Raw genomic sequence first — 13,222 nt, 5'->3', positions numbered from 1 at the left:
ATACTCGGGTCAGTCGCGCACCGGCCCCGGGGCCAGGACTTCTCGCGAACCGTTGGTGTTCATGGACGTCACGACCCCGGCCATTTCCATGGCTTCGATCATGCGCGCAGCGCGGTTGTAGCCGATCTTCAGCTTGCGCTGAACCGCGGAAATGGAGGCACGACGGCTTTCCAGCACAAACTGGACCGCTTCGTCGTACAGCGCGTCGGCCTCGGGATCGTCACCGTCGCCGCCACCGCTGCTGCCTTCAAAGCCGCTGCCCGCCTCTTCGACGCCATTGAGGATGTCGTCGTTGTATTCCGGCGCACCCCGCAACTTCCAGGCTTCCACCACACGGTGAACCTCATCGTCGGACACGAAAGCACCGTGAACACGAATCGGCAGGCTGGTACCCGGCGGCATGTAGAGCATGTCACCGTGGCCCAGCAGTTGTTCGGCGCCGCCCTGGTCGATGATGGTCCGCGAGTCGATCTTGCTCGATACCTGGAACGCCATGCGGGTCGGGATGTTGGCCTTGATCAGACCGGTGATCACATCCACCGACGGACGCTGGGTCGCAAGGATCAAGTGGATACCGGCCGCACGAGCCTTTTGCGCGATACGGGCGATCAGTTCTTCAACCTTCTTGCCGACGATCATCATCATGTCGGCGAATTCGTCGACTACGACCACGATGGTCGGCAGCTTCTGCAGCAGTGGCGCTTCGTCGTGGATGCTTTCGCGCTTGTACAGCGGATCACTCAACGGCTCGCCGGCGTCCTGGGCTTCCTTGACCTTGGCGTTGAAGCCCGACAGGTTTCGCACCCCCATCTTGGCCATCAACTTGTAGCGTCGCTCCATCTCGGCAACGCTCCAGCGCAGGGCGTTGGCGGCGTCCTTCATGTCGGTGACGACCGGGCACAGCAGGTGCGGAATGCCTTCGTAGATCGACAGTTCCAGCATTTTCGGGTCGATCATGATCAGCTTGGCGTCTTCCGGGCCAGACTTGAACAGGATCGACAGGATCATCGCGTTCACACCCACCGACTTACCGGAACCGGTGGTACCGGCGACCAGCAAGTGCGGCATTTTCGCAAGGTCGGTGATGACCGGCTTGCCGCCGATGTCATGGCCCAGGGCCAAGGTGACCGGGGATTTGAAGTTGTCGTACTCCGGAGTCGACAACACCTCGGAGAAACGCACGATCTGCCGATCTTCGTTGGGAATCTCGATACCGACAGTGGTCTTGCCCGGAATCACTTCCACCACGCGCACGCTGGTCACGGCCAGGGAACGGGCCAGGTCTTTGGCCAGGTTGGAGATTCGGCTGACTTTTACCCCGGCCGCCGGCTGGATTTCGTAACGGGTGATCACCGGGCCCGGGTGGATCGAATCCACTGCGACTTCAACGCCGAATTCCTTGAGCTTGATTTCCAGCAAATGGCCAACCGCAGCCAGGGATTCAGGCGAGTAATTGAGTTGTTTCTTTTCCGCCGGATCGAGAATCGAAATCGGCGGCAAGGTGCCTTCCACGGCGCTGTCGACGAACAGCGGCGCCTGCTTCTCTTTCTCGACGCGTTTGCTCGGTGCGGCGGGCTTTGGCGGCGCGGGCGCAATCACCGGCGGCACCTGCTTCTCGCGCTCGGACATGTGCTTGCTCAGGGCTTGCTCACGTTCGATCAGGCGTTCCTTGACCTTGGCCTGCTCGCGCTTGTCGGTGACGGTCGGCGCAACCACTTCATCCATACGGTCGTCGACTTCACGCAACTGGGCAACCAGCTGTTTGCGCTCGGTACGGGCCGCCCACCAGCGATTGGCGGCGCCCTGGAACAGTTCGAACAGGTCGAGGGTGATCTTGCCGGTGATGTCCATCACCTTGAACCACGACAGGTCGGTAAACACAGTCAGGCCGAACAGGAATAACGCAATGAACAACAGCGTGCTGCCCTGGATATTCAAGGCGTTCCTGGCCAGTTCGCCGAGGCTTTCCCCCAGCGCACCGCCCGCACCGGCCGGCAGACCGGTCGCGGCATGAAAATGGATATGGGCCAGAGCGGCGCCCGACAGCACCAGGAACACCAGGCCGATCAGGCGCCAGGAGAACAGCCACCCGCTCCACTGCCACGGCTCGTGACGCTGGCGGAAGATCTGGTACGCCTTGATGGCCAGCAGCAACGGGAAGATGTAGGCGAAGTAACCCAGCACCATGAACAGGATATCGGCGCTGTAGGAGCCCGCTGGTCCGCCGAAGTTCTGCACGTCGTCGATCTTGCTGTTATGGCTCCAGCCCGGATCATCCTTGCCATAGGTCAACAAGGCCATCATCAGGAACAGGCACAAGGCACCGATGGCGATCAGCGCACCTTCCTTGAGTCGGTAGTGCAAGTGCTGGCGCCAGAGCGGCACGACGGCTGGTTTGGGTGCTGCGGTGGATTTCTTCAAAACGCTTCTTTTCCTGCGCCAATGGCGCGTCCATCTGGTGAATGTCTATAAAAACCGCGAAAAAACTGCCCAATCCAGGCAGGTAATAAAGTTAACACGTGTAACCGGGACTACTTTTAACACTGCACCCCTGTTTCTATAAACACGGCGCACACTGAATATATGTAACACGCAGGGCATTGTACGGGTTTGTACGCACGACGCCATGCTTGAGACCCTTGGATGCAGCATAGTCAACAGCACATGACATGCCATTCAATTTGAGCATGCATTCTCTTTGGTGACAAAGGCTTATGAGGTGTTTTTTATGAGCGAAGCGAAGCATTCCCGCCTGATTATCCTGGGCTCCGGCCCTGCCGGTTACAGCGCGGCAGTTTATGCCGCCCGCGCCAACCTCAAGCCGGTTGTCATTACCGGCATCCAGGCAGGCGGCCAGCTCACCACCACCGTCGAAGTGGATAACTGGCCAGGCGACGTTGAAGGCCTGACCGGACCGGTGCTGATGGATCGCATGCAAAAACACGCCGAACGCTTTGCCACCGAGATCGTTTACGACCACATCCATACCGCCAAGTTGCAACAACGACCGTTCGAGCTGATCGGCGATGGCGGCACCTACACCTGCGACGCCTTGATAATTGCCACCGGCGCCTCCGCGCAATACCTGGGCCTGCCGTCGGAAGAAGCGTTCGCCGGCAAAGGGGTTTCGGCGTGCGCGACCTGTGATGGATTTTTCTATCGCAATCAAGTGGTTGCTGTGGTCGGCGGCGGCAACACGGCGGTCGAGGAAGCCTTGTACCTGTCGAACATCGCCAAAGAAGTGCACCTGATCCATCGGCGCGACAAACTGCGCTCAGAGAAAATCCTCCAGGACAAACTCTTTGAAAAGGCCGCCAACGGCAATGTTCGCCTGCACTGGAACCAAAACCTGGACGAAGTGCTCGGCGATGCCAGCGGCGTGACCGGTGCCCGCCTGCGGGACAGTCACACGGGTGAAACCCGGGAGCTGCCGCTGGCCGGGGTGTTTATCGCCATCGGCCATAAACCCAACACCGACCTGTTCACAGGCCAACTGGAAATGCGCGACGGGTATCTGCTGGTCAAGGGTGGCAGCGAAGGCGATGCCACCGCTACGGCGATTGCAGGTGTGTTTGCCGCCGGTGACGTGGCCGACCACGTTTATCGCCAGGCCGTTACATCTGCCGGTGCCGGTTGCATGGCGGCGCTGGACGCTGAAAAATACCTGGACGACATTCCAACCGTTTGAAGGCAAACTTTATGGCGGGCCAACACCCGCCACTGCCCTCCCCTTCTGCAAGCCCGGATGCCATGCTGACTTGGTTACAACGCAATACCTTGCATTTCCCTCCACTGGAAAAGGCCATGCGCGACCCCAACGGGCTGCTGGCTGCCGGTGGTGATCTGTCCGCCGATCGGCTGATCTCGGCCTATCGCCACGGCTGCTTCCCTTGGTTTTCCGAGGGCCAGCCAATCCTCTGGTGGTCTCCGGACCCGCGTACGGTGCTGTTTCCCGACGAATTGCACGTCTCGCGCAGCCTGAACAAACTGCTACGCCAGCAACGCTATCAAGTGACCTTTGACCAGGACTTCGCCGCCGTCATCCGCGCCTGTGCCGCGCCCCGGGATTACGCCGACGGCACCTGGATCACCGAGGCCATGCAGGACGCCTACATCGAACTGCACAGGCGTGGCCACGCGCACTCGGTGGAAGTGTGGGACGGGGACGAACTGGTGGGCGGGCTCTACGGCCTGGCGATGGGCCAGCTGTTTTTCGGCGAGTCCATGTTCAGCCTCGCTGACAACGCCTCGAAATTCGGCTTTGCCACACTGGTGCGGCATCTGAAAGACTCGGGTTTTGTACTGATCGATTGCCAGATGCCCACCGATCACCTGCACAGTCTCGGAGCCCGGGCGATACCCCGCCATGAATTTGCCAACTATCTGGCCAGGCATCTGGACCAGCCCAATCGCGCTAGCTGGGTTTGCTGAGCGACTTTTGCGCAGGTGGCTTACACTTATTCAAAAGCATTATCCCGAGGGTTGATCATGACCGAGTTGGCGCGATTGAAGTTCTATGCCACTCAGCCGCACTCTTGCAGTTATCTGCCGGAGGAGCAGGCCACAACCCTGTTCCTCGACCCTAGCCAGCCCATGGATGTGCATGTCTATGCAGACCTGTCGGAGATGGGGTTTCGTCGCAGTGGCGATCATCTCTATCGGCCGCATTGCCAGAATTGCAATGCCTGCGTTCCGGCGCGCATTCCCGTGGGACAGTTCACGCCCAACCGGCAACAGAAACGCATCTTCAAGCGCAACGTGGATTTGCAGGTACGTCCAGCCAAGCCCGGCTTCAACGAAGAATACTTCGACCTCTACCAGCGCTATATCGAACAGCGTCACGCCGATGGCGACATGTACCCGCCGAGTCGCGACCAGTTTTCGACATTCCTGGTGCGGGACCTGCCGTTTTCAAGATTTTATGAATTTCGCCTGAATGGCCGGCTGCTGGCCGTCGCCGTCACCGATTTACTGCCGAACGGTCTTTCGGCGGTCTACACCTTCTACGAACCCTCCGAAGAGCGTCGCAGCCTTGGGCGCTATGCGATCCTGTGGCAAATCGCCGAGGCCAGGCGGCTGGGGCTGGATGCGGTCTACCTCGGCTACTGGATCAAAAACTGCAAAAAAATGAACTACAAGACTCAATATCGCCCTATTGAGTTGCTGATTAATCAGCGCTGGGTGGTTCTAAACTAGAGCAGCCCCTAAACCCCTTGGCTTAAACCCCATTTTTCGGGCACAATGCACGCCGCTTTTGCCTGGCGCAGTTGCACCGGGCCATTCATTGGACACCGAGGGCTTTACTGCATGTCGAAAGAAGACAGCTTCGAAATGGAAGGCACTGTCGTCGACACCCTGCCCAACACCATGTTTCGTGTGGAGTTGGAAAATGGGCACGTCGTAACCGCGCACATCTCCGGCAAGATGCGCAAGAACTACATCCGTATTCTTACCGGCGACAAAGTGCGCGTAGAGCTGACTCCTTATGACTTGAGCAAAGGGCGCATCACTTACCGCGCTCGATAAGGTTGGAGCGAGCTTGCTCGCGATAAACCTGACGGTACCGCGTCAAGTCAGAGTCCCCGCATCATCATTGACGAACATCGCGAGCAAGCTCGCTCCTACAGAGATAGGGCTCACTCGCTAAGCAAGTCAATACAAAACGCCCGGCTTATGCCGGGCGTTTTTGTTTGTGTGGGAGCGGTGGTGCGGCAACCCGACTTGCTCGCGAATGCGCTGTGACAATCGACATCTTCTTCTCTGACCCATCGCTTTCGCGAGCAAGCCCGCTCCCACATTTGAATTGTGTACGACCGATACAGCAAAAAGGCGCCTTTCGGCGCCTTTTTGTTTTGCTTTTGAACGTCAGGCCATCTCGGCTGTGGTCTCGAACTCGAAGGTCAGCTCTCCGTCCTTGATGTCGATGTGTACCACACCGCCATGTTCGGCCAGTTCGCCAAAGAGAATCTCCTCCGCCAGCGGACGCTTGATCTTGTCCTGGATCAGGCGAGCCATTGGGCGAGCACCCATCGCCGCGTCGTAGCCACCTTCGGCCAGCCAGTTGCGGGCTGCTTCGGTGACCTCCAGCAACACACGCTTGTCTTCCAGTTGCGCCTGAAGCTCGGTAAGGAACTTGTCCACCACGCTCTTGATAACCTCATGACTGAGGCGACCAAACTGGATGATGGTGTCCAGACGGTTGCGGAATTCCGGCGTGAAGCTCTTCTTGATCACTTCCATCGCATCGGAGGAGTGATCCTGATAGGTGAAACCGATCGAAGCGCGGGCTGCAGTCTCGGCACCGGCGTTGGTCGTCATGATGACGATCACGTTACGGAAATCCGCCTTGCGCCCGTTGTTATCGGTCAACGTACCGTGGTCCATGACCTGCAACAGCAGGTTGAAGACTTCCGGATGCGCCTTCTCGATTTCATCGAGCAACAACACGCAGTGTGGCTGCTTGGTAATGGCTTCGGTGAGCAGACCGCCCTGATCGAATCCGACATAACCAGGAGGCGCACCGATCAGACGCGATACGGTGTGGCGCTCCATGTACTCGGACATGTCGAAACGAATCAACTCGACACCCAAGGCCTTGGCCAACTGACGCGCCGCTTCGGTTTTACCGACACCGGTAGGCCCTGCGAACAGGAACGAACCGACAGGCTTGTCAGGGGATTTGAGGCCGGCACGGGACAGCTTGATCGCGGTTGCCAGCGAATCGATCGCTGCATCCTGACCGAACACGGTCAACTTCAGGTCACGCTCCAGGTTACGCAGCAGCTCCTTGTCGGAACTGGTGACGTGTTTTGGCGGAATGCGCGCGATTTTCGCGACGATGTCCTCGACTTGCGGCACTTCGATGCGCTTCACACGCTTCTCGACCGGTTGCAGGCGCTGATAGGCACCCGCCTCGTCGATGACATCGATGGCCTTGTCCGGCATATGACGGTCGTTGATGTAACGCGAGGCCAGTTCGGCAGCCGCGCGCAGGGCCTCATCACTGTATTCGATATTGTGATGGCTTTCGAAACGCCCTTTCAGGCCCCGCAGAATACCAATGGTGTCTTCCACCGAAGGCTCCGACACATCGACCTTCTGGAAGCGCCGGGCCAAAGCACGGTCCTTCTCGAAGATGCCGCGAAATTCCTGGAAGGTGGTTGAACCGATGCAACGGATATCACCCGAGGACAGCAGCGGCTTGAGCAGGTTCGAGGCATCCATGACGCCACCGGACGCGGCACCCGCACCAATGATGGTGTGGATCTCGTCGATGAACAGGATCGCCTGCGGACGTTTTTTCAGCTCATTGAGCAACGCCTTGAAGCGCTTCTCGAAATCGCCACGGTATTTGGTCCCGGCCAGCAACGCGCCGAGATCAAGAGAGTAAACCACGCTGTTGGCCAGCAGGTCCGGTACCTGGTCGTCGACAATGCGCTTGGCCAGGCCTTCGGCAATCGCGGTTTTACCCACGCCCGCCTCGCCCACCAGAAGCGGATTGTTTTTGCGCCGACGCGCCAGGATCTGCGCAACGCGCTCGACTTCCAGCTCACGCCCCACCAGCGGATCGATGCGACCCTGGCGCGCGAGTTCGTTGAGGTTGCTGGCATAAGCATCCAGGGGATTGCCTGAGGAAGAAGACTCACCGCCCTCGTCGTCCTGCATATCTTGCTCACCTTCAGAGTGATCGCCATGCCCCGGCACTTTGGAAATGCCATGGGCGATGTAGTTGACGACATCTATACGGGCAACGCTCTGCTGTTTCAGCAGGAACACCGCCTGACTCTCTTGCTCACTGAAGATCGCGACCAGCACGTTGGCGCCAGTCACTTCGCGTTTGCCCGAGCTCTGTACGTGAAACACAGCACGTTGCAGTACACGCTGGAAGCCCAGGGTTGGCTGGGTTTCGCGATCCTCGTCATGCACGGGGATCAATGGCGTGGTGGAGTCGATGAACTCCTGCAGGTCATGCTTGAGTTTGTCGAGGTTTGCGCCGCACGCACGCAGAACGGTGGCGGCAGCCTCATTGTCCAATAGGGCCAGCAAGAGGTGCTCGACGGTCATGAACTCATGACGCTTCGAACGAGCTTCCTTGAAGGCAAGATTGAGGGTGACTTCGAGCTCGCGGTTTAACATAGCTTCACCTCATACCCAAGTGTCCGGCGATTAACCGTCCTTCTCGATTTCACAGAGTAGCGGATGCTGGCTTTCCCTGGCGTACTGGTTGACCTGCATGGCCTTGGTCTCGGCGATGTCGCGGGTAAACACTCCACATACTGCCCGTCCTTCTGTGTGGACGGCCAGCATGACCTTGGTCGCCAGCTCGCGATTCAGGTTAAAAAACACCTCGAGCACTTCGACGACGAAATCCATCGGTGTGTAGTCATCATTGAACAAAACCACCTTGTACATCGGCGGCGCCTGTAAAGCAGGCTTGGCCTCCTGAACAGCAATGCCTGCGGAATCGTCGTCGTGTTCCTCCGGGCGATCCTTCTGGAGAGTCGGGCGATCCTGATTGAATGTTAGTCGAATCTGGCTGATTGCATGCATGGAAAGAAAGGTTCGTCAGTTGTTCAAATACAGTGGTGGGGGCGGCTATCAGCGATTTCAACTCCGACTGCCGGGTCAGCTTGACTATCGGCAAAACGGTGTTACAACCAATAGAGCCCACAGTGGGTAAAAAAGGTCCGCGGAGTCAATCTTATTTACAGATTCGACTGCGGATGTACTGGATGATACTCCAGTGATGGAGTGTGTTGCAGAGGGAGTTGGGTATGTCAGGCGGCAAGGTCAGCGGCAAGGTCAAATGGTTCAACAATGCCAAGGGTTACGGTTTCATCAATGAGGACGGCAAGACAGAAGACCTGTTTGCCCACTACTCCGCCATCCAGATGGAAGGTTATAAAACCCTGAAAGCCGGGCAAGCTGTCGTATTCGACATCATCCAGGGCCCCAAAGGCCTGCACGCGGTCAGTATCAGCAACCCGGTGGATACTTCGAAAGCCACGATATCCACAGCTGAAGAGACCGTTTCGGTTTAACACCGCACCGTCAACCAGTCATAAAAAAACCGCCTGACTCATCTACTTGAATCAGGCGGTTTTTGTGTGCCTGCGTTTTCTTACATGTGCGAGATCAGCGCATCACCGAAGCCGGAAGACGACACCAGCTTGGCGCCTTCCATCAGACGCTCGAAGTCATACGTCACGGTCTTGGCGGAAATCGCGCCGTTGGTGCCCTTGATGATCAGGTCGGCCGCTTCGGTCCAGCCCATGTGGCGCAGCATCATTTCAGCCGACAGGATCAACGACCCCGGGTTGACCTGGTCCTTGCCGGCGTACTTCGGCGCCGTACCGTGGGTGGCCTCGAACATGGCCACGGTGTCGGACAGGTTGGCACCCGGCGCAATACCGATACCGCCCACTTCCGCCGCCAGGGCATCGGAGAGATAGTCGCCGTTCAGGTTCAGGGTCGCGATCACATCGTACTCGGCCGGGCGCAGCAGGATCTGCTGGAGCATGGCGTCGGCGATGGCATCCTTGACGACAACGTTCTTGCCGGTTTTCGGGTTCTTGAACTGCATCCACGGGCCACCGTCGAGCAGGGTCGCGCCGAACTCTTCAGCCGCCACTTCGTAGGCCCATTCCTTGAAGGCACCTTCGGTGAACTTCATGATGTTGCCTTTGTGTACGATGGTCAGCGAATCGCGATCGTTGTCGACCACATATTGCAGGGCCTTGCGCGCCAGACGCTTGGTGCCCTGCAGGGACACCGGCTTGACGCCGATACCGCAGTTCTCGTCAAAACGGATCTTGGTAACGCCCATTTCTTCTTTCAGGAACTTGATGACCTTGGTGGCTTCCGGCGTACCGGCCTTCCACTCGATGCCCGCATAGATGTCTTCGGAGTTCTCGCGGAAGATGGTCATGTCGACATCGCCTGGCTTCTTGACCGGGCTAGGCACGCCTTCGAACCAGCGCACCGGGCGCAGGCAGACGTACAGGTCGAGCTGCTGACGCAGGGCCACGTTCAGGGAACGGATGCCACCACCGACCGGAGTGGTCAGCGGGCCCTTGATGGAAACCACGTAATCCTTGACCGCGTCCAGGGTTTCCTGAGGCAGCCAGGTGTCCTGATCGTAAACCTGAGTCGCTTTCTCCCCGGCGTACACCTCCATCCAGGAAATCTTGCGTTCGCCACCGTAGGCCTTCTTAACAGCAGCATCGACAACCTTGATCATGACCGGGCTGATGTCGACACCAATGCCGTCACCTTCGATGAAGGGGATGATCGGGTTATTAGGAACATTGAGAGAATGGTCTGCATTGACGGTGATTTTGTCGCCGACGGCTGGAACCTGAATCTTCTTGTAACCCATGCTGAACTCCATTGATTGGATTGAACATCTGGCTTGGTTCGAGCGTAACCCAGTTGAATCGGCGCGCAAACCCTATGTTCCATCGATCTGGCGCAAAGCCTTGCAACTCGCGCGCTACAAGCCTGAAAGCAAAGGGAAAAGCGCCAAAACCAAGCACGACGAGTGACCTTGCGCCCTGCTCGCCCCTGCGACCTTTAGACCAATGGACGACATTCGTTGCATATGAACCATCGGCAGATTGCCAGCTACCTATGTATAATGCCGCCCGCTGACCACAGGGTCACGACGGCTGAAGTGCTCTACGATGAGACTTTCCGCCCGGCAAGCCGGCCTGTTATCGCAGTCCGGCTACTTGACGCCCTACTGATGCACCCAACATCACAGCAACGAAACCTCGATATTCGGCTCATGGATGACTTTGAACGAACGCGCTTACCCGGCGCCCTCGAGTTTCTGCGCACGCTTTAGCAAAGAAGAGAGAGTTAATCCGAATATGCCCACCCGCTCGAAGATCATCTATACCTTCACCGACGAAGCTCCTGCCCTCGCCACCTATTCACTGTTGCCTATCGTAGAGGCGTTCACCGCCTCGGCTGATATCGCCGTTGAAACCCGCGATATCTCTCTTGCAGGGCGCATCCTGGCCAGCTTCCCCGAGCAACTGGGTGACAAAGCCGTAGCCGACCACCTCGCCGAACTGGGCGCCCTGGCCGTTACGCCTGAAGCCAACATCATCAAATTGCCGAACATCAGCGCCTCGGTTCCGCAACTGCAAGCCGCGATCAAAGAGCTGCAAGCCCAGGGCTACGCACTGCCGGACTACCCGGAAACCGTGACCTGCGACGCCGACAAGGAAGCCAAGGCGCGTTACGACAAGATCAAGGGCAGCGCCGTGAACCCGGTCCTGCGCGAAGGCAACTCCGACCGCCGCGCGCCGTTGTCGGTCAAGAACTACGCACGCAAGCACCCGCACAAAATGGGCGCGTGGGCCAAGGACTCCAAGTCCCACATCGCGCACATGAGCACCGGCGATTTCTACGGCAGCGAAAAAGCCGCCCTGATCGACGCCGCTGACGCCGTGAAAATCGAACTGATCGCCCAAGACGGCACCGCTACCGTCCTGAAAGAAAAGACCAGCGTACAAGCCGGTGAGATCCTCGATTGCGCGGTACTGAGCAAAAACGCCCTGCGCAGCTTCATCGCGGCTGAAATCGAAGACGCCAAGGCACAAGGCGTGCTGCTGTCGGTTCACTTGAAAGCCACCATGATGAAGGTCTCCGACCCGATCATGTTCGGCCAGATCGTTGCCGAGTTCTATAAAGACGCACTGGCCAAGCACGCTGACGTGCTGGCACAGATCGGCTTCAACCTGAACAACGGCATCGGCGACCTGTACGCGCGCATCAAGGCCCTGCCTGCTGAACAGCAAGCGGCCATCGAAGCTGACATCCAGGCGGTCTACGCCGTTCGCCCTTCCCTGGCGATGGTCAACTCCGACAAAGGCATCACCAACCTGCACGTGCCGAGCGACGTGATCGTCGACGCCTCGATGCCGGCAATGATCCGTGACTCCGGCAAGATGTGGGGCACCGACGGCCAGTTGCACGACACCAAAGCCGTGATCCCGGATCGTTGCTACGCCACCATCTACCAGGCCGTGATCGAAGATTGCAAAGCCAACGGTGCGTTCGATCCGACCACCATGGGCAGCGTGCCGAACGTTGGCCTGATGGCGAAGAAAGCCGAAGAGTACGGCTCTCACGACAAGACTTTCCAGATCAAGGCTGACGGCGTTGTTCGCGTCACCGACAGCAAGGGCAACCTGCTGATGGAACAGGCTGTTGAAGCCGGCGACATCTTCCGCATGTGCCAGACCAAAGACGCGCCGATCCAGGACTGGGTCAAACTGGCCGTCAACCGTGCTCGCGCCAGCAGCACCCCGGCGATCTTCTGGCTGGACCCGATGCGCGCCCACGACGGCGTAGTGATCGAGAAAGTTCAGGCTTACCTGAAGGATCACGACACTGCCGGCCTGGACATCCAGATCATGGCACCGGTCGACGCGATGAAGTCCACCCTGCAGCGCACCCGCGCCGGCAAGGACACCATCTCGGTAACCGGCAACGTACTGCGCGACTACCTGACCGACCTGTTCCCGATCATGGAACTGGGCACCAGCGCCAAGATGCTGTCGATCGTGCCGCTGATGAACGGCGGTGGCCTGTTCGAAACCGGCGCCGGCGGTTCGGCTCCGAAGCACGTTCAGCAACTGCTGGAAGAAAATTTCCTGCGCTGGGATTCGCTGGGTGAATTCCTGGCCCTGGCCGCGTCCCTGGAACACCTGGGCGTGACCTACAACAACCCCAAGGCGCTGGTTCTGGCCAAGACCCTGGACCAGGCCACCGGCCAGTTCCTGGACAACAACAAGTCGCCATCGCGCAAAGTCGGCAATATCGACAACCGCGGCAGCCACTTCTATCTGGCGCTGTACTGGGCTCAGGCCCTGGCTGCCCAGACCGAAGACGCTGCACTGCAAGCGCAGTTCGCGACCCTGGCCAAGACCCTGACCGAGAACGAGGCGACCATCGTTGCCGAACTCAACGCCGTTCAGGGCAAGCCAGTGGACATCGGCGGTTACTACCACGCCGACGCCGAGCTGATCAGCAAGGCCATGCGCCCAAGCGCAACCTTCAACGCGGCTGTCGCTGCGCTGGTTTAAGGTTGTAAGGGAACATCACAAACCCCGGCCCTGTGCCGGGGTTTGTGTTTTCAGACCTTACACACACCCTATGTGGGAGCGGGCTTGCTCGCGAAAGCGGTTTATCATTCAACATCGATGTTGAC

Annotated in this window: 11 protein-coding genes; 7 read left to right on the top strand and 4 right to left on the bottom strand. The window is 58.5% G+C overall.

The annotated features are described in order from the left end of the window. Positions 1 to 9 precede the first annotated feature (9 nt). On the bottom strand, positions 10 to 2,421 hold the full coding sequence (locus KGA98_RS19730; RefSeq protein WP_057714172.1) for a DNA translocase FtsK: 2,412 nt from the start codon (positions 2,419 to 2,421) through the stop codon (positions 10 to 12). Positions 2,422 to 2,728: 307 nt separating this feature from the next. Between KGA98_RS19730 and trxB the strand changes: the two genes are divergently transcribed. The 4 genes from trxB (at position 2,729) to infA (ending at position 5,526) form a co-directional block, all read left to right on the top strand. After that, on the top strand, positions 2,729 to 3,688 hold the full coding sequence (gene trxB / locus KGA98_RS19725) for a thioredoxin-disulfide reductase (protein WP_057714171.1): 960 nt from the start codon (positions 2,729 to 2,731) through the stop codon (positions 3,686 to 3,688). A gap of 62 nt (positions 3,689 to 3,750) precedes the next feature. Then, a complete protein-coding gene (gene aat, locus KGA98_RS19720; protein WP_057714170.1) occupies positions 3,751 to 4,431 on the top strand; it encodes a leucyl/phenylalanyl-tRNA--protein transferase in 681 nt (226 codons plus the stop codon). A gap of 57 nt (positions 4,432 to 4,488) precedes the next feature. After that, on the top strand, positions 4,489 to 5,196 hold the full coding sequence (locus KGA98_RS19715; RefSeq protein WP_057714169.1) for an arginyltransferase: 708 nt from the start codon (positions 4,489 to 4,491) through the stop codon (positions 5,194 to 5,196). 111 nt (positions 5,197 to 5,307) lie between these two features. Continuing rightward, complete coding sequence (gene infA / locus KGA98_RS19710; RefSeq protein ID WP_002553999.1) at positions 5,308 to 5,526, top strand: translation initiation factor IF-1; 219 nt, start codon at positions 5,308 to 5,310, stop codon at positions 5,524 to 5,526. A 339-nt stretch (positions 5,527 to 5,865) separates the two neighbouring features. On the opposite strand, the gene clpA is transcribed toward infA, so the two are convergent. Together clpA and clpS are read right to left on the bottom strand one after the other, a co-directional pair. Next, positions 5,866 to 8,136: an ATP-dependent Clp protease ATP-binding subunit ClpA gene (clpA, locus tag KGA98_RS19705; protein ID WP_223503284.1), complete on the bottom strand. Its 2,271-nt coding sequence runs from the start codon at positions 8,134 to 8,136 to the stop codon at positions 5,866 to 5,868. Between the two features lie 30 nt (positions 8,137 to 8,166). Then, positions 8,167 to 8,550 (bottom strand): ATP-dependent Clp protease adapter ClpS, encoded by a 384-nt coding sequence (gene clpS, locus KGA98_RS19700; protein ID WP_020799529.1) that lies wholly within the window; start codon positions 8,548 to 8,550, stop codon positions 8,167 to 8,169. 224 nt (positions 8,551 to 8,774) lie between these two features. Between clpS and cspD the strand changes: the two genes are divergently transcribed. Next, the gene (cspD, locus tag KGA98_RS19695; RefSeq protein WP_223503282.1) at positions 8,775 to 9,041 is read left to right on the top strand and encodes a cold shock domain-containing protein CspD; all 267 of its coding nucleotides are present in this window, start codon (positions 8,775 to 8,777) and stop codon (positions 9,039 to 9,041) included. A gap of 80 nt (positions 9,042 to 9,121) precedes the next feature. On the opposite strand, the gene icd is transcribed toward cspD, so the two are convergent. After that, positions 9,122 to 10,378: an NADP-dependent isocitrate dehydrogenase gene (gene icd / locus KGA98_RS19690; protein WP_057399856.1), complete on the bottom strand. Its 1,257-nt coding sequence runs from the start codon at positions 10,376 to 10,378 to the stop codon at positions 9,122 to 9,124. Here icd and KGA98_RS19685 point away from each other — a divergent pair. Together KGA98_RS19685 and KGA98_RS19680 are read left to right on the top strand one after the other, a co-directional pair. Next, positions 10,377 to 10,544: a hypothetical protein gene (locus KGA98_RS19685; RefSeq protein ID WP_167362871.1), complete on the top strand. Its 168-nt coding sequence runs from the start codon at positions 10,377 to 10,379 to the stop codon at positions 10,542 to 10,544. The genes icd and KGA98_RS19685 overlap by 2 nt on opposite strands. Before the next feature lie 327 nt (positions 10,545 to 10,871). Beyond that, positions 10,872 to 13,097 (top strand): NADP-dependent isocitrate dehydrogenase, encoded by a 2,226-nt coding sequence (locus KGA98_RS19680; protein ID WP_223503280.1) that lies wholly within the window; start codon positions 10,872 to 10,874, stop codon positions 13,095 to 13,097. Positions 13,098 to 13,222 lie beyond the last annotated feature (125 nt).

Origin of the sequence: Pseudomonas sp. BF-R-24 (assembly GCF_019947335.1) — a bacterium.
Taxonomy (GTDB): domain Bacteria; phylum Pseudomonadota; class Gammaproteobacteria; order Pseudomonadales; family Pseudomonadaceae; genus Aquipseudomonas; species Aquipseudomonas jessenii.
The sequence above is the reverse complement of the archived record's forward strand: the minus strand, read 5'-3'. Positions and strand labels throughout refer to the sequence as shown.